Genomic DNA, 14,093 nt, shown 5'->3' with positions numbered 1-14,093 from the left:
GTAGCCTGATATTGAATTTTGGTACAGTTTGTACAGGATAGGCGGGAGCCATTGAAACCGGAGCGCTAGCTTCGGTGGAGGCGCTGGTGGGATACCGCCCTGACTGTATTGAAATTCTAACCTACGGGTCTTATCGACCCGGGAGACAGTGTCAGGTGGGCAGTTTGACTGGGGCGGTCGCCTCCTAAAGTGTAACGGAGGCGCCCAAAGGTTCCCTCAGAATGGTTGGAAATCATTCGTAGAGTGCAAAGGCATAAGGGAGCTTGACTGCGAGACCTACAAGTCGAGCAGGGACGAAAGTCGGGCTTAGTGATCCGGTGGTTCCGCATGGAAGGGCCATCGCTCAACGGATAAAAGCTACCCCGGGGATAACAGGCTTATCTCCCCCAAGAGTCCACATCGACGGGGAGGTTTGGCACCTCGATGTCGGCTCATCGCATCCTGGGGCTGTAGTCGGTCCCAAGGGTTGGGCTGTTCGCCCATTAAAGCGGTACGCGAGCTGGGTTCAGAACGTCGTGAGACAGTTCGGTCCCTATCCGTCGTGGGCGTAGGAAATTTGAGAGGAGCTGTCCTTAGTACGAGAGGACCGGGATGGACGCACCGCTGGTGTACCAGTTGTTCTGCCAAGGGCATAGCTGGGTAGCTATGTGCGGAAGGGATAAGTGCTGAAAGCATCTAAGCATGAAGCCCCCCTCAAGATGAGATTTCCCATAGCGTAAGCTAGTAAGATCCCTGAAAGATGATCAGGTTGATAGGTTCGAGGTGGAAGCATGGTGACATGTGGAGCTGACGAATACTAATAGATCGAGGACTTAACCATATAATATGAAGCGATGTTATCTAGTTTTGAAAGAATATAAAAAACTTGTTGACTTTCAAAGGTGAATGAGTTATAATGATTCTTGTCTTAAATGAATACAGTCTGGTAATGATGGCAGAGAGGCCACACCCGTTCCCATACCGAACACGGAAGTTAAGCTCTCTAGCGCCGATGGTAGTTGGGACCTTGTCCCTGTGAGAGTAGGACGTTGCCAGGCAAAATGGAGGATTAGCTCAGCTGGGAGAGCACCTGCCTTACAAGCAGGGGGTCGGCGGTTCGATCCCGTCATCCTCCACCATATATGTCGGAGGGGTAGCGAAGTGGCTAAACGCGGCGGACTGTAAATCCGCTCCTTCGGGTTCGGCAGTTCGAATCTGCCCCCCTCCACCATTCTTAATTAATGGGCTATAGCCAAGCGGTAAGGCAACGGACTTTGACTCCGTCATGCGCTGGTTCGAATCCAGCTAGCCCAGCCATTAAGAGCCATTAGCTCAGTTGGTAGAGCATCTGACTTTTAATCAGAGGGTCGAAGGTTCGAATCCTTCATGGCTCACCATTTTAATCAAATATGCGGGTGTGGCGGAATTGGCAGACGCACCAGACTTAGGATCTGGCGCCTTTGGCGTGGGGGTTCGACTCCCTTCACCCGCACTTTTAATAAAATAACTCATACATGTCTTGCGGAAGTAGTTCAGTGGTAGAATACAACCTTGCCAAGGTTGGGGTCGCGGGTTCGAATCCCGTCTTCCGCTCCAATTTTCAATATGACATGCCGGGGTGGCGGAACAGGCAGACGCACAGGACTTAAAATCCTGCGGTGGGTGACCACCGTGCGGGTTCGACCCCCGCCCTCGGCACCATATGCGCCCGTAGCTCAATTGGATAGAGCGTTTGACTACGGATCAAGAGGTTAGGGGTTCGACTCCTCTCGGGCGCGCTTTTATTAACGGGAAGTGGCTCAGCTTGGTAGAGCACCTGGTTTGGGACCAGGGGGTCGCAGGTTCAAATCCTGTCTTCCCGATTTTCCCAAAAACATGGGGCCTTAGCTCAGCTGGGAGAGCGCCTGCCTTGCACGCAGGAGGTCAGCGGTTCGATCCCGCTAGGCTCCACTTTATTTTTTATATGTCGGAGGTATACCCAAGTTCGGCTGAAGGGATCGGTCTTGAAAACCGACAGGCGGTGAGAATCGCGCGGGGGTTCGAATCCCTCTACCTCCTCCATTTTTTCAAAAAAAGTGGTTTAGTTACATATAAAAAAATATTGATTTTCCTTCATGGAGGTATACCCAAGTTCGGCTGAAGGGATCGGTCTTGAAAACCGACAGGCGGCGAGAGTCGCGCGGGGGTTCGAATCCCTCTACCTCCTCCATTTTTTCAAACAATATAATATCGTCGCGGGGTGGAGCAGTACGGTAGCTCGTCGGGCTCATAACCCGAAGGTCGCAGGTTCAAATCCTGTCCCCGCAACCAATGGTCCCGTGGTGTAGTGGTTAACATGCCTGCCTGTCACGCAGGAGATCGCCGGTTCGACCCCGGTCGGGACCGCCATTTATGTTGGCTCGGTAGCTCAGTCGGTAGAGCAGAGGACTGAAAATCCTCGTGTCGGCGGTTCGATTCCGTCCCGAGCCACCATTTTTTTTATGCCGGCTTAGCTCAATTGGTAGAGCAACTGACTTGTAATCAGTAGGTTGGGGGTTCAAGTCCTCTAGCCGGCATCATTTAGGGGCATAGTTTAAAGGTAGAACTGAGGTCTCCAAAACCTCCAGTGTGGGTTCGATTCCTACTGCCCCTGTAAAGTATATGGGCCTATAGCTCAGCTGGTTAGAGCGCACGCCTGATAAGCGTGAGGTCGATGGTTCGAGTCCATTTAGGCCCACCATATATATTCCGCAGTAGCTCAGTGGTAGAGCTATCGGCTGTTAACCGATCGGTCGTAGGTTCGAGTCCTACCTGCGGAGCCATGGCCCGTTGGTCAAGTGGTTAAGACACCGCCCTTTCACGGCGGTAACACGGGTTCGAATCCCGTACGGGTCATAAAAAAAGAGTCAGCAATGTGCTGACTCTTTTTTATTATGTGTATGCCTCTTTTTTATCATCTTATTTTTCTCAAATAAATAAAGGGATTTAGGAAAAGCTATGGTATGTATTAAAAGGAGGAGATAAAAATGACGCGAGTTAGAGACTTTATGAGTACTCATATTGTACATTGTACCCCGTTAGATAATGTATATGAGGCTGCTGTAAAAATGAAGGAAGAATCGGTTGGATTGATTCCTGTTGTTGAAAATGAACAAGTTGTTGGGCTTGTTACTGATCGAGACTTAGTTGTTCGTGGGATTGCTGAAAAACATCCTGGATCTAATAAAATTACAAATATAATGACAACAAACATTGTTTCAGTTTCTCCAGATGATTCGATTGAAAAAGCTACAGAATTAATGGCACATTATCAAATTAGACGCTTACCAGTAGTTGAGAGTGGGCAACTTGTGGGTATGCTAGCACTAGGTGATTTAGCTATAAGAGAATCGGCTGATGATCAAGCTGGCTTTGCTTTAAGTGAAATCTCGGAGCACATGGAATAAATTATGTATAAAGATCAGATACATTATTCTAGTATATATGGATTAAACTAATATGTTAGCGTGATGTATCTGAGACATTATATAATAAGTATAGCGTTAATATTTTCGACAGTTTTTTTAAATTTGTTATTCCTAATTTTTAATGAGAGAAAAAATGATATACTAATAGATATAAGTATTATGATAGATTTTGAATATAACGATATTTATTGTTAATGATGTAATAATGAATTAATATTTCCTACATAGATAAAAAGGAAAGGGGAATTATATGAGGGCTGCACAGGGCGATCCAAATTGGAATTTGGTTACAGATACATATATAGAACCAAACAATTTCGCTAAGTTATTTTCTTTGCTTGTACCTTGTCATCCAAAAGGTGAAGGGAAAGAGCGAACTATATTAGTATGGAAAGAAAAAGAGTTTTATAAAGAAGAAAATTTAGCGGCATTTATCGTATATGGAATGAATAAAGTAAAGGGTTTACCGCAGTTTCATAAAGATGAAATTCCAACTCTAGTACGTATTCTGCGTTTATGTCAAGAGATTGGTTGGTATGAAGAGGCAAATGATTTTATGATAAGCCAGGGACTAGATGAATTTGTCCAAACTTCATTGGAATATGAAACATGGGATCTTTTGACGCAAGCGGTTGCTTTAAACTATTTAATTATTAAATATCGTATTGGTGAATTAACAGATGGCGATGTAGAAATTTGGAATCGAGTTAAATTTAGTGAGAAATGTATAACAGATTGTAAACATCTATTATCTCATAAAGAAGTATTGGAATTTACATTTTTTTATATGTGTAAGCGAGCTAAAACACTATCAAAAGAACAATTAAATAGTGATATGATGAATCTAGCGATGTATTGTAATACTTTTGTGTATGATTTGTATACACATGACTTATTACGAAAGTATCGTAAGTGTACAGATTTTCTATCATATTATGGACCGAGTCAAGTAGTTTTAGCTTGTCAAAGAGCTGTGCTTTCTCAAATTTCAGATCGATTAGATCCATTAAAGACAACACATGTAGATGATTATTTATATGTGATGAAAGAAATGATGGAGCATATGACGATAGGGGTAATGGATCGATATGGTCATTTTATTGGAAAGTTGCTATCATATGTACCATTTTTTGAAATGATTCAAGTTCCACAGCATGCATATTATTGTGAAGAATTACTGTATATTTGTAAGGGTATTGAATACAAAGAAGAAACACTACGCAATTATATATTTATACAATTACATGATTGTTTACCATCATTCTTTAAACAATTTCTTAAAAATAAGCGTTATGCAACGATTCATGATATTCTTTTCTATTGGTGCGACGATGAACAAAGAATGAGCTTAGAGAAAAAATATAATCTTAGTTTTATTTATGAAAAATATGCTTGTGGATAAACCGTATTTTACATATTAAAAATTAATATAAATTAAAAAAGGATCTCAAGTTTATGTGAGATCCTTTTTTTTAGTAAAACAAGGAGAAAGTAACTAAGATAAGAAATAACATTCCATAAAGGAGAAATTGTGCAGTAGAACTTCCTTGTATACCAAAAAAAGTATTCATTTTTTCATATAAATTCAGTATATATTTCATTGGATTATCTTTGAAATATTGGTACACAGTGTCTCCTCTTTCTAAGCTTCTTGTTCATGTTTTTGGTTATGAGGAACATTAACGTATCTAGCTATGAATAATAAAACAGTCATAAAGAATACAGGAAGTACGGTAGATAAATAAAAACCATTATTAATTATATTTGTTATAAGAGCACTCAAAAGGAAAATTACATTATAAATATGGGCTATTTTTTGTTTTAGCCGCATTTGTAATGCTTCCATAATGATTTCTAAGGCAACAAAAGCAATAATAATAGATAAAAATACAGTGTTCGTATTATAAATGATTAAACAACAGATTAAACCAAAAAAGGACAGGTATTCAATAATGAGAGGTATATTGCGTGGCATAGAATTTACCTAACTAAATATGGCAGTGGGTTCACTGCATTTGTTTTTTCAAAATTCCATTCCCCATTATGTAATTCAAAATGGAGATGTTGCCCGTATGAATGACCTGTATTTCCCATATGACCGACTAATTGTCCAGCTTGCACTTGATCCCCAACTTGTACAGCACGATCCTTCATATGAGCATAAACTGTTGTATATAATTTTCCATTTATTTGATGGGCGACGAACACGACATTGCCGTAGCTAGCCGAATAATAAGATTTCACAACTTTACCTGTAGCAGCAGCTTGAATAGAGATGTTGCCTTGTGCTGCAATATCTATACCATAATGCATTTGTTCCCAGCGCATATCAAAAGTTGAGCTAATTCTTCCTTGAGTTGGAAATTTGAAAACAGCTGGAATTGATGAAGGTTGAGCTGTTTTAGTTTGTGATTGATTTTGATGTTGCACTACATAGTGTTTTGCTACATATCCGTATCCTGTGCCAAAACGAATTTTATACCAAGTACCTACCGTTTCTACTACTTGTACTTGTGTACCATTTTGTAATGAACCAAGTAGAGTGCTACTTGTACTAGCGTTGCTACGTACATTTAATTTTGGTGTTGCAACAGTATAAGAAGGAGAACCTTGTACAGTTACACCTTTTACTAGAGGTGTGGATCCATTAGATACAAATGTTTTTTGTACGTATCCAATTTGACCATTATGTAATATTTTGTACCAATCCCCTTGTTCACCTTGAATGGTAATGAATTGACCATTTGGTAATATATCTAGAATAGAAGACTCTGTATTAGGTTCAGAACGAACGTTTAATGCGTTTGCATTTACGATATATTGATTCTTTGATTGAACATTTTTTTTGAATAGAATTGCATCTTTTTTCATATAGCCTGTTTTGTTGTTAACAGATACTTTATACCAATCTTGAGTTGTCTCAAGAATAGTAACCGGGCTATTAAATCGAATATTATCAATTATTGCACTGTCTGCATTGTTATTTTGATGTAGTGCAACGTTGTCAATTTTTACATATCCAGTTTTTACTTTAGATGGTTGCTTAGCAGCCGCTGTTTGTATACCGGATTCTCCCATAGAAGGAAGTAAAGAAACAATTGCTATAGTAGTTGCTGTTAAAGCTGTAGCTTTCATATTCATGTAATAAAGACCTCCTCTAGTTGTATAGTTGTATTTTTATTATAGTATAAAGATATAATATATTGGTCGTATTCACATAAATGTAATATGAAATCAATAAAAATAATGTTAGAAGAGAGGTTCGTATATAAATATTGTATATATCATTTGCGGGGGCGCATTTATATTTGTTCAACATGTTAAGATTTAATTCGCAATTAAGAAAATTAAAACAGTTGATGATGTCTTATTACGGTGTTATACTGACAGTGATAATTTTATAGTTTGCTAGGAGAGCTGGTGTTGCCAGCTGAGAGTGGGCCGTAAGCCTTTGATCCTTTTCATTACCTGATCTAGATTATGCTAGCGTAGGGAAGCAATTCGGACACTAACAATGAGTCCCCGTTTCTTTGCGTATAGAAACGGGGCTTTTTTATTTGAAAAATTCATATTGAAACCACTAGGGGTGCTTGATGTGCTGAGAGAGGAATAATCCTTAACCCTTACAGACCTGATCTAGGTAATACTAGCGAAGGGAAGTGGAACAACGAATAAATGTATAATTTTATTTGCTGTAACCACTTCTTATATATAGAAGTGGTTTTTTATTTAGGTACATATATTGAAAGGGGAAATAGAAATGAAATTTTGCGATAGATTATTAGAAACTGTGCAACCTGTTTGGGAGAAAAGTCATAATCATCCGTTTGTAGTAGGTATGGGGGATGGCACGTTAGAAAAAGATAAATTTCAGTATTATATTATTCAAGACTATTTATATTTGTTAGATTATGCAAAGTTATATGCGATTGGTGTTGTAAAAGCAACGAATCCACAAGTTATGGCAAAGTTTGCAGAGCAAATAGATGGTATTTTAAATGGTGAAATGACGATCCATAAACAATATGCAAAAAGACTTGGTATTTCTGTACAAGAGATGGAATCTGCGAAACCATCTGCTAAAAATTTAGCTTATACAAATTATATGATGTCTGTATCTCAAAATGGCACACTTGCGGAATTAATAGCAGCACTTCTACCATGTATGTGGAGTTATTGGGAGATTGGAAAGCGTTTAAATGATATTCCTGGAGCAAGAGATCATGAGTTTTTTGGTGAGTGGATTCAAGGATATAGCTCTGAAGAATACGGCGACCTTTGTATTTGGTTAATAGACTTATTAAATGAAATGGCGGTTGGAAAGTCTGAGAAAGAACTAGACCGATTAGAGGAGATTTTCTTATATTCCAGTCGATTTGAATATTTATTCTGGGATATGTCCTATCGTAAGGAGATGTGGGGATTTGAGGAGCAAGAACATACTACAGTTTCATAATGTTTCTTTTCATTATGATGAGAAACCAATCATCAATGAATTAAATGCTTCTATACAAGATAAAGAGTTTGTAAGTATTATCGGACCGAGTGGATGTGGGAAAAGTACTTTATTTCGCCTTATTACAGGATTAGAAGAGGCAAGTACTGGACAGATAGAGCTGATAGAAACAAAGAGTCATCCTGTAGGGTATATGCCTCAAAAAGATATGCTCTTACCGTGGAGGACGATTATTGAGAATGCTGCTCTGCCGCTAGAGTGTCAAGGTGTGCAGAAGAAAGAAGCACAAGTAAAAGCGAAAGAACTGTTACATAAATTTGGGTTACAAGGATACGAGGCGAAATATCCGAAAGATTTATCTGGTGGTATGAGACAACGTGTATCTTTTATCCGAACTTTATTAACGGGCGGGGAGATATTATTGTTAGATGAACCGTTTAGCGCATTGGACGCTTTAACGAAGGCATCTTTGCAAGAATGGTTGTTTGAACAATGGAAAGAGTGGGAAAAAACAATTTTATTTATCACTCATGATGTTGAAGAAGCGTTGTTTCTTTCTAATCGAATTTTGGTTGTAGAAAATCAACCGATAGCAACTTTAACTGAGCGAATTGTGCCGCTTGAGCGTAACCGAACACGAAAGGATTTATATAAGCCTGAAGTATTGGCGCTTAAAGATGAGCTCCTTAGTATGTTACAAAGGCAGGTACTTGTATGATGAACCGTTTGAAAGAATTAGTTCCTGCTCTTACACTTTCTAGTATTTTACTCGTTATGTGGGAAGTAGGGGCAAGAATTGTAGATGAGATGTACATTTTACCGCCACCATCTGCAATTGTAATGAAGATATGGAAACTAAAAGACATATTATTTACGGTTCATTTACCGGCAACGTTATACGTCGTTTTAATAGGTGTTGCTATTTCTATCGTATTAGGTGTGGGGCTAGCAATGTTAATGAATGCGAGTACGTGGATGGAAAGAGCATTTTACCCATTATTAGTAGCTTCGCAAACCATCCCGATTACAGCACTTGCGCCCCTATTTGTTTTATGGTTTGGATATACGATCTGGAGTAAGGTTGTTGTCACAGTTTTAATTACGTTTTTCCCAATTGCGGTCAATACGTATGATGGACTGCGTAGTACGAAGAAAGAGTGGGAGGAGCTCTTAGTTACGTATGGTGCAACGAAAAAAGATATTTTTCTAAAGCTAAAGTTGCCATCTGCTCTTCCTTACTTTTTCTCAGCGTTAAAAATTGCAGTTCCGCTTAGTGTGATCGGGGCGGCAATTGGAGAATGGCTCGGTGCACAAGCTGGGCTTGGATATTTCAGTAAAAGAATGATGACGCAGTTAGACGGAGCTGGTGTATTTGCACCCATTGTATTGTTATCATTATTAGCTATTTTCTTCGTCATACTTATTTCCATATTAGAAAAGAAATTTATTAGTTGGAGGAAACATTCATGAAATTATTAAAACGCATCTTTGTGTTTACATTATTAGTTGCAATGATTGCAGGATGTTCGAGTAATTCAGCATCAGATAAGAATAAAACAGAAAAAGAAATAACAGTAATGCTTGATTGGTACCCGAATGCGGTACATAGCTTTATTTATACGGCAATTGAAAAAGGATACTTTAAAGAAGAAGGAGTAAAGGTGAATATTAAATTCCCTTCTAATCCGACTGATCCATTAACGTTAGCTGCTGCAGGGAAAGTGACAGTTGGTCTGTATTATCAGCCAGATGTTGTCATGGCCAGAGCAAATGAACAAATTCCAGTAAAATCAATTGGAGCTGTCGTACGTTCGCCGTTAAATCATGTTGTATCGCTGAAATCAGCAGGTATTAAGTCACCTAAAGACTTAGAAGGAAAAACAGTTGGATATTCTGGAACCCCTTTAAGTGAAGCATATTTAAAAACGATGGTAAAAGAAGATGGTGGTAATCCAGATACAGTAAAAGTAGTCGATGTTGGATTTGATTTAGTACCAGCGTTAATTACGAAAAAAGTAGATGCTGTAACAGGAGCATACATTAACCATGAAGTACCTGTTATGCGTCATGAGGGCCATGAACCAGCATACTTTAATCCAGCTGATTACGGAGTACCGAACTATCATGAGCTTGTGTTTGTAACGGGTGATAAAACGTTGAAAAAAGATAAAGAAGCATTGCAAGCCTTTTTACGTGGGGCACAAAAAGGGTATGACTTTATGAAGAAAAACCCTGATGAAGCATTAAATATTTTATTAGATCATCAAGAAAAAGAAAACTTCCCGCTTGTACCAGAAGTTGAAAAAGAAAGTATGAAAATTTTATTAGAGAAGATGGAAACGAAAGATGAGCCATTCTTATCGGATTCAAAAGAGTCATGGGAGAAACAAAACAAATGGTTGAAAGACAAAGGAATGACGAAAGAAATCGTTCCAGCCGATGAATTATTTGAAAACATTTTAAAGTAGGCGAATGAATATGAAAAATGAGCTCCATGTAATCTCAAATGGCCATATGCCATTCGAAGAGTTAGTGAATGTAGCGATGCAAATTGAGAGTGAGATTGATTATTTGCATATTCGTGAGCGTGAGAAAAGTACGAAGGAATTGTATGAAGGTGTGGAAAGTCTTTTGGGGAAAGGCTTTCCGGCATCGAAGATAGTGATAAATGATCGAATTGATATTGCTATTCTATTAAATATTCCGCGTGTTCAGCTAGGATATCGAAGCGCAGATGTAAGGTTAGTAAAAGAAAAGTTTTCTTATTTGCATGTTGGCTATTCAGTACATTCTCTAGATGAAGCGATAGTGGCATTTAAAAATGGAGCGGATTCCCTCGTTTACGGTCATGTATTTCCAACGGCTTGTAAAAAGGATGTGCCAGCAAGAGGATTAGAAGAAATTGCTCATATGGCAAGGTGTTTATCCATACCAATAACTGCAATTGGTGGAATCACTCCTGAAAATACAGGTGATGTTCTTGCAAATGGTGTAAGTGGCATTGCTGTTATGTCTGGGATTATAAGCAGTAGTAATCCGTATAGCAAGGCGAAATCTTATAAGGAATCAATAAGAAAGTGGGCGGGAAAACATGTGTAAGAAGTATGATGTAGCGATTATTGGCGGAGGTGTAATTGGTAGCTCAGTTGCACACTTTCTAGCAGAAAGAGGGCATAAAGTAGCGATTGTAGAGAAGCAAAGAATCGCATCTGAAGCTTCGAAAGCAGCTGCTGGTTTGCTCGGTGTTCAGGCAGAGTGGGATGAATATGACCCGCTATTTGAACTTGCTAGGGAAAGCCGTGCTATATTTCCACAACTTGCAGAAGTTTTACGTGAAAAGACAGGCATCGACATTGGGTATGAAGAAAAAGGCATTTATCGTATTGCCCAAAATGAAGATGAGAAGGAAAGAATTCTTCGTATTATGGATTGGCAACAGAAAACAGGTGAAAATTCCTACTTTTTAACGGGGGACCATTTACGGGAAAAAGAGCCGTTTCTATCTGAGTCAATTATAGGAGCGGTATATTATCCGAAAGATGGTCACGTTATTGCGCCAGAGCTTACGAAAGCACTCGCGCATTCCGCGGCATTTTCTGGAGCTGACATATATGAACAGACAGAAGTGTTTGATATTCAAATTGAAAACAATACAGTGGCTGGAATTGTTACGAGTGAAGGTGTAATAACATGTGAAAAAGTCGTTATCGCTGGAGGCTCATGGAGTACGAAATTACTACATTATTTCCATAGTGATTGGGGTACATATCCTGTTAAGGGCGAGGTTGTTGCAGTAAGAAGCAAGAAGCCTCTCTTGAAAGCTCCTATTTTCCAAGAAAGATTTTATATCGCGCCGAAACGTGGTGGACGTTATGTAATAGGGGCAACGATGCATCCTCATACGTTCAATAAAACTGTGCAACCCGCAAGTATTACTTCTATATTAGAGCGTGCTTATACAATATTACCGGCTTTAAAAGAAGCAGAGTGGGAAAGCACCTGGGCAGGATTAAGACCACAATCGAATCACGAAGCTCCTTATATGGGAGAGCATGAAGAAATAAAAGGTTTATATGCTTGTACTGGGCATTATCGAAACGGTATTTTATTAAGTCCTGTTTCTGGTCAGTATATGGCTGATTTAATAGAAGGAAAGCAGGAGAATCACTTGCTAGATTCATTGCTTTCTAAATCGGTTTAGAAAGGGGATGGAAGTTTGAATTTAAAAATTAATGGTAAGCAAATTGAAGTGCCGGTGAGTGTGAAAACAGTAGCTGAGCTACTTACATATTTAGAATTAGATAACAGAATTATTGTAGTAGAGCGTAATAAAGATATTTTACAAAAGGATGATCATAAAGATACATCTGTTTTTGATGGAGACCAAATTGAGATTGTAACTTTCGTAGGAGGCGGTTGATTATGTTAAACATTGGACCATTTTCATTTCATTCTAGACTTTTATTAGGAACAGGAAAATTCCCTGATTTTGATGTACAGCAAAAGGCAATTGATGTATCTGAGGCTGAGGTTTTAACGTTTGCAGTACGTCGTATGGATATATTCGATGCAAAGCAGCCTAATTTATTAGAGAAACTTGATGTGAAAAAGTATAAGTTATTACCGAATACAGCTGGAGCAAAAAATGCTGAAGAAGCTGTTCGTATTGCAAAATTAGCAAAAGCCTCAGGGCTTTGCGACATGATCAAAGTAGAAGTTATTGGTGATGATAGAACGTTATTACCTGATCCAGTAGAAACGTTAAAGGCATCTGAAATGTTACTAGAAGAAGGATTTATCGTTCTACCATACACATCTGATGATGTTGTATTAGCTCGTAAATTACAAGAACTTGGTGTACACGCGATTATGCCAGGAGCATCACCAATCGGTTCAGGGCTTGGTATTGTAAATCCGTTAAATTTAAGCTTTATTATTGAACAAGCGACAGTACCAGTTATCGTTGATGCTGGTATTGGTAGTCCAGCTGATGCGGCATTTGCAATGGAATTAGGAGCGGATGGCGTGTTATTAAATACAGCTGTGTCAGGAGCAAACGATCCTATTAAAATGGCACAGGCAATGAAATTAAGTATTGAAGCAGGACGTTTAGGCTTTGAAGCGGGGCGTATTGCACGTAAACGTTGTGCAACTGCAAGTAGTCCTTTAGAAGGAATGAGCGTAGTTGAATAATCGATATTCTCGCCAAGAATTATTTTCTCCAATTGGAGAAGAAGGGCAACGAAAAATAAGAGAAAAGCATGTACTCATTATCGGCGCCGGTGCATTAGGTAGTGCAAATGCAGAGATGTTTGTAAGAGCTGGTGTAGGCACAGTAACAATTGTGGACCGGGATTATGTCGATTGGAGTAATTTACAAAGGCAGCAATTGTATGCAGAGAGCGATGTAGAGAATAATCTTCCGAAGGCTGTAGCGGCAAAAAAACGTCTAGAAGAGGTTAATAGCGAAGTAAGAGTAGAAGCTCTCGTTCAGGATGTAACGGCTGAAGAGTTAGAAGAACTCGTTACAAATGTTGATGTAATTATCGATGCGACTGACAATTTCGAAACGCGTTTCATTGTGAATGATATATCGCAAAAATATTCTATTCCATGGGTTTACGGGGCATGTGTAGGGAGTTATGGCCTTTCTTACACAATTCTTCCAGATAAAACGCCATGTTTATCTTGTTTATTACAATCGATTCCGCTTGGCGGAGCGACATGTGATACAGCGGGTATTATATCACCTGCTGTATCTCTTGTCGTTTCTCATCAAGTAACGGAAGCTCTTAAACTGTTAGTGGAAGACTATGAATCGCTTCGAGATGGACTTGTGTCGTTTGATGTATGGAAGAATGAATATTCATGTATGAATGTACAAAAACTTCGTAAATACAATTGTCCTTCGTGTGGTGATAATGCGCTATACCCGTATTTAAATAAAGAAAATACTTCAAAAACAGCAGTTTTATGCGGGAGAAATACAGTTCAAATTAGACCACCTCATAAAGAGGAAATGAATTTTGAACAATATAAACAGCTGCTAGAAGGCCGCGTGAATGAGTTAAATGTAAATCCATATTTACTATCTTTCTCTGTTGAAGAAAAGAGGTTAGTTGCCTTCAAAGATGGCCGTGTACTTGTACACGGAACGAAAGATATAAGCGAAGCAAAGACGATTTATCATCGCTATTTTGGATAGAAAAGGA

Annotated in this window: 13 protein-coding genes, 20 tRNA genes, 2 rRNA genes and 2 riboswitches (1 of these 37 cut by a window edge); of the genes, 33 read left to right on the top strand and 2 right to left on the bottom strand. The window is 39.0% G+C overall.

Annotated features, from left to right (window positions below; all coding sequences use genetic code 11):
- From ACP6L7_RS24380 to ACP6L7_RS24265, 24 genes are all read left to right on the top strand, one after another.
- A 23S ribosomal RNA gene (locus ACP6L7_RS24380) occupies nt 1–820 on the top strand (it extends 2,102 nt beyond the left edge of the window).
- A gap of 101 nt (nt 821–921) precedes the next feature.
- Nucleotides 922–1,037: ribosomal RNA gene (rrf, locus tag ACP6L7_RS24375) — 5S ribosomal RNA — on the top strand.
- 5 nt (nt 1,038–1,042) lie between these two features.
- Nucleotides 1,043–1,118 (top strand) — tRNA-Val (locus tag ACP6L7_RS24370).
- An 8-nt stretch (nt 1,119–1,126) separates the two neighbouring features.
- Nucleotides 1,127–1,210, top strand: a tRNA-Tyr gene (locus ACP6L7_RS24365).
- Nucleotides 1,211–1,221: 11 nt separating this feature from the next.
- Nucleotides 1,222–1,296, top strand: a tRNA-Gln gene (locus ACP6L7_RS24360).
- Between the two features lie 4 nt (nt 1,297–1,300).
- Nucleotides 1,301–1,376, top strand: a tRNA-Lys gene (locus ACP6L7_RS24355).
- Between the two features lie 14 nt (nt 1,377–1,390).
- Nucleotides 1,391–1,471, top strand: a tRNA-Leu gene (locus ACP6L7_RS24350).
- Between the two features lie 29 nt (nt 1,472–1,500).
- Nucleotides 1,501–1,575 (top strand) — tRNA-Gly (locus ACP6L7_RS24345).
- A 16-nt stretch (nt 1,576–1,591) separates the two neighbouring features.
- Nucleotides 1,592–1,680 (top strand) — tRNA-Leu (locus ACP6L7_RS24340).
- Between the two features lie 3 nt (nt 1,681–1,683).
- Nucleotides 1,684–1,757, top strand: a tRNA-Arg gene (locus ACP6L7_RS24335).
- A 10-nt stretch (nt 1,758–1,767) separates the two neighbouring features.
- Nucleotides 1,768–1,841 (top strand) — tRNA-Pro (locus tag ACP6L7_RS24330).
- 15 nt (nt 1,842–1,856) lie between these two features.
- Nucleotides 1,857–1,929: transfer RNA gene (locus ACP6L7_RS24325), tRNA-Ala, on the top strand.
- 18 nt (nt 1,930–1,947) lie between these two features.
- Nucleotides 1,948–2,040, top strand: a tRNA-Ser gene (locus ACP6L7_RS24320).
- A gap of 55 nt (nt 2,041–2,095) precedes the next feature.
- Nucleotides 2,096–2,188, top strand: a tRNA-Ser gene (locus tag ACP6L7_RS24315).
- Between the two features lie 24 nt (nt 2,189–2,212).
- A tRNA-Met gene (locus ACP6L7_RS24310) sits at nt 2,213–2,289 on the top strand.
- 2 nt (nt 2,290–2,291) lie between these two features.
- Nucleotides 2,292–2,367: transfer RNA gene (locus ACP6L7_RS24305), tRNA-Asp, on the top strand.
- An 8-nt stretch (nt 2,368–2,375) separates the two neighbouring features.
- Nucleotides 2,376–2,451, top strand: a tRNA-Phe gene (locus ACP6L7_RS24300).
- Between the two features lie 10 nt (nt 2,452–2,461).
- Nucleotides 2,462–2,534 (top strand) — tRNA-Thr (locus ACP6L7_RS24295).
- 6 nt (nt 2,535–2,540) lie between these two features.
- Nucleotides 2,541–2,611: transfer RNA gene (locus tag ACP6L7_RS24290), tRNA-Trp, on the top strand.
- A 10-nt stretch (nt 2,612–2,621) separates the two neighbouring features.
- A tRNA-Ile gene (locus ACP6L7_RS24285) sits at nt 2,622–2,698 on the top strand.
- Nucleotides 2,699–2,705: 7 nt separating this feature from the next.
- Nucleotides 2,706–2,780: transfer RNA gene (locus tag ACP6L7_RS24280), tRNA-Asn, on the top strand.
- 1 nt (nt 2,781) lies between these two features.
- A tRNA-Glu gene (locus tag ACP6L7_RS24275) sits at nt 2,782–2,853 on the top strand.
- Between the two features lie 131 nt (nt 2,854–2,984).
- Nucleotides 2,985–3,404: a CBS domain-containing protein gene (locus tag ACP6L7_RS24270; RefSeq protein ID WP_097831334.1), complete on the top strand. Its 420-nt coding sequence runs from the start codon at nt 2,985–2,987 to the stop codon at nt 3,402–3,404.
- A gap of 271 nt (nt 3,405–3,675) precedes the next feature.
- Entirely contained in the window at nt 3,676–4,827 is a 1,152-nt protein-coding gene (locus tag ACP6L7_RS24265) for a DUF3965 domain-containing protein (protein WP_097831333.1), read from the top strand.
- A 240-nt stretch (nt 4,828–5,067) separates the two neighbouring features.
- On the opposite strand, the gene ACP6L7_RS24260 is transcribed toward ACP6L7_RS24265, so the two are convergent.
- Together ACP6L7_RS24260 and ACP6L7_RS24255 are read right to left on the bottom strand one after the other, a co-directional pair.
- Nucleotides 5,068–5,400, bottom strand: coding sequence for a hypothetical protein (locus ACP6L7_RS24260; protein ID WP_097831331.1), 333 nt, complete (start codon nt 5,398–5,400; stop codon nt 5,068–5,070).
- A 5-nt stretch (nt 5,401–5,405) separates the two neighbouring features.
- Nucleotides 5,406–6,566 (bottom strand): SH3 domain-containing protein, encoded by a 1,161-nt coding sequence (locus tag ACP6L7_RS24255; RefSeq protein WP_097831330.1) that lies wholly within the window; start codon nt 6,564–6,566, stop codon nt 5,406–5,408.
- Between the two features lie 259 nt (nt 6,567–6,825).
- A riboswitch (TPP riboswitch) is annotated at nt 6,826–6,937 on the top strand.
- Between the two features lie 60 nt (nt 6,938–6,997).
- Nucleotides 6,998–7,100: riboswitch (TPP riboswitch) on the top strand.
- 85 nt (nt 7,101–7,185) lie between these two features.
- Between ACP6L7_RS24255 and tenA the strand changes: the two genes are divergently transcribed.
- From tenA to thiF, 9 genes are read left to right on the top strand one after another with little or no spacing between them, the layout of a single operon-like run.
- Nucleotides 7,186–7,881, top strand: a complete 696-nt coding sequence (gene tenA, locus ACP6L7_RS24250) for a thiaminase II (RefSeq protein WP_097831329.1) — start codon at nt 7,186–7,188, stop codon at nt 7,879–7,881.
- A complete protein-coding gene (locus ACP6L7_RS24245) occupies nt 7,850–8,599 on the top strand; it encodes an ABC transporter ATP-binding protein (RefSeq protein WP_097831328.1) in 750 nt (249 codons plus the stop codon). The genes tenA and ACP6L7_RS24245 overlap by 32 nt, the downstream gene beginning before the upstream one ends.
- A complete protein-coding gene (locus ACP6L7_RS24240) occupies nt 8,599–9,351 on the top strand; it encodes an ABC transporter permease (RefSeq protein ID WP_097831344.1) in 753 nt (250 codons plus the stop codon). Before ACP6L7_RS24245 ends, ACP6L7_RS24240 begins: the two co-directional genes overlap by 1 nt.
- Complete coding sequence (locus ACP6L7_RS24235) at nt 9,348–10,349, top strand: ABC transporter substrate-binding protein (protein ID WP_097831327.1); 1,002 nt, start codon at nt 9,348–9,350, stop codon at nt 10,347–10,349. Before ACP6L7_RS24240 ends, ACP6L7_RS24235 begins: the two co-directional genes overlap by 4 nt.
- Before the next feature lie 10 nt (nt 10,350–10,359).
- Nucleotides 10,360–10,980, top strand: a complete 621-nt coding sequence (gene tenI, locus ACP6L7_RS24230) for a thiazole tautomerase TenI (RefSeq protein ID WP_097831326.1) — start codon at nt 10,360–10,362, stop codon at nt 10,978–10,980.
- Complete coding sequence (gene thiO / locus ACP6L7_RS24225; RefSeq protein ID WP_097831325.1) at nt 10,973–12,082, top strand: glycine oxidase ThiO; 1,110 nt, start codon at nt 10,973–10,975, stop codon at nt 12,080–12,082. Before tenI ends, thiO begins: the two co-directional genes overlap by 8 nt.
- A 15-nt stretch (nt 12,083–12,097) precedes the next feature.
- Nucleotides 12,098–12,301, top strand: a complete 204-nt coding sequence (gene thiS, locus ACP6L7_RS24220; protein ID WP_097831324.1) for a sulfur carrier protein ThiS — start codon at nt 12,098–12,100, stop codon at nt 12,299–12,301.
- Between the two features lie 2 nt (nt 12,302–12,303).
- Nucleotides 12,304–13,074 carry a thiazole synthase gene (gene thiG / locus ACP6L7_RS24215; RefSeq protein WP_097831323.1) on the top strand — a complete coding sequence of 257 codons (771 nt, stop codon included), beginning with the start codon at nt 12,304–12,306 and terminating at the stop codon, nt 13,072–13,074.
- Entirely contained in the window at nt 13,067–14,086 is a 1,020-nt protein-coding gene (gene thiF, locus ACP6L7_RS24210) for a thiazole biosynthesis adenylyltransferase ThiF (protein WP_097831322.1), read from the top strand. The genes thiG and thiF overlap by 8 nt, the downstream gene beginning before the upstream one ends.
- Nucleotides 14,087–14,093: the final 7 nt, after the last annotated feature.

This window comes from Bacillus silvicola (assembly GCF_050524305.1).
Taxonomy (GTDB): Bacteria; Bacillota; Bacilli; order Bacillales; family Bacillaceae_G; genus Bacillus_A; species Bacillus_A cereus_AT.
This window is presented reverse-complemented; position numbering and strand designations above follow the sequence as displayed.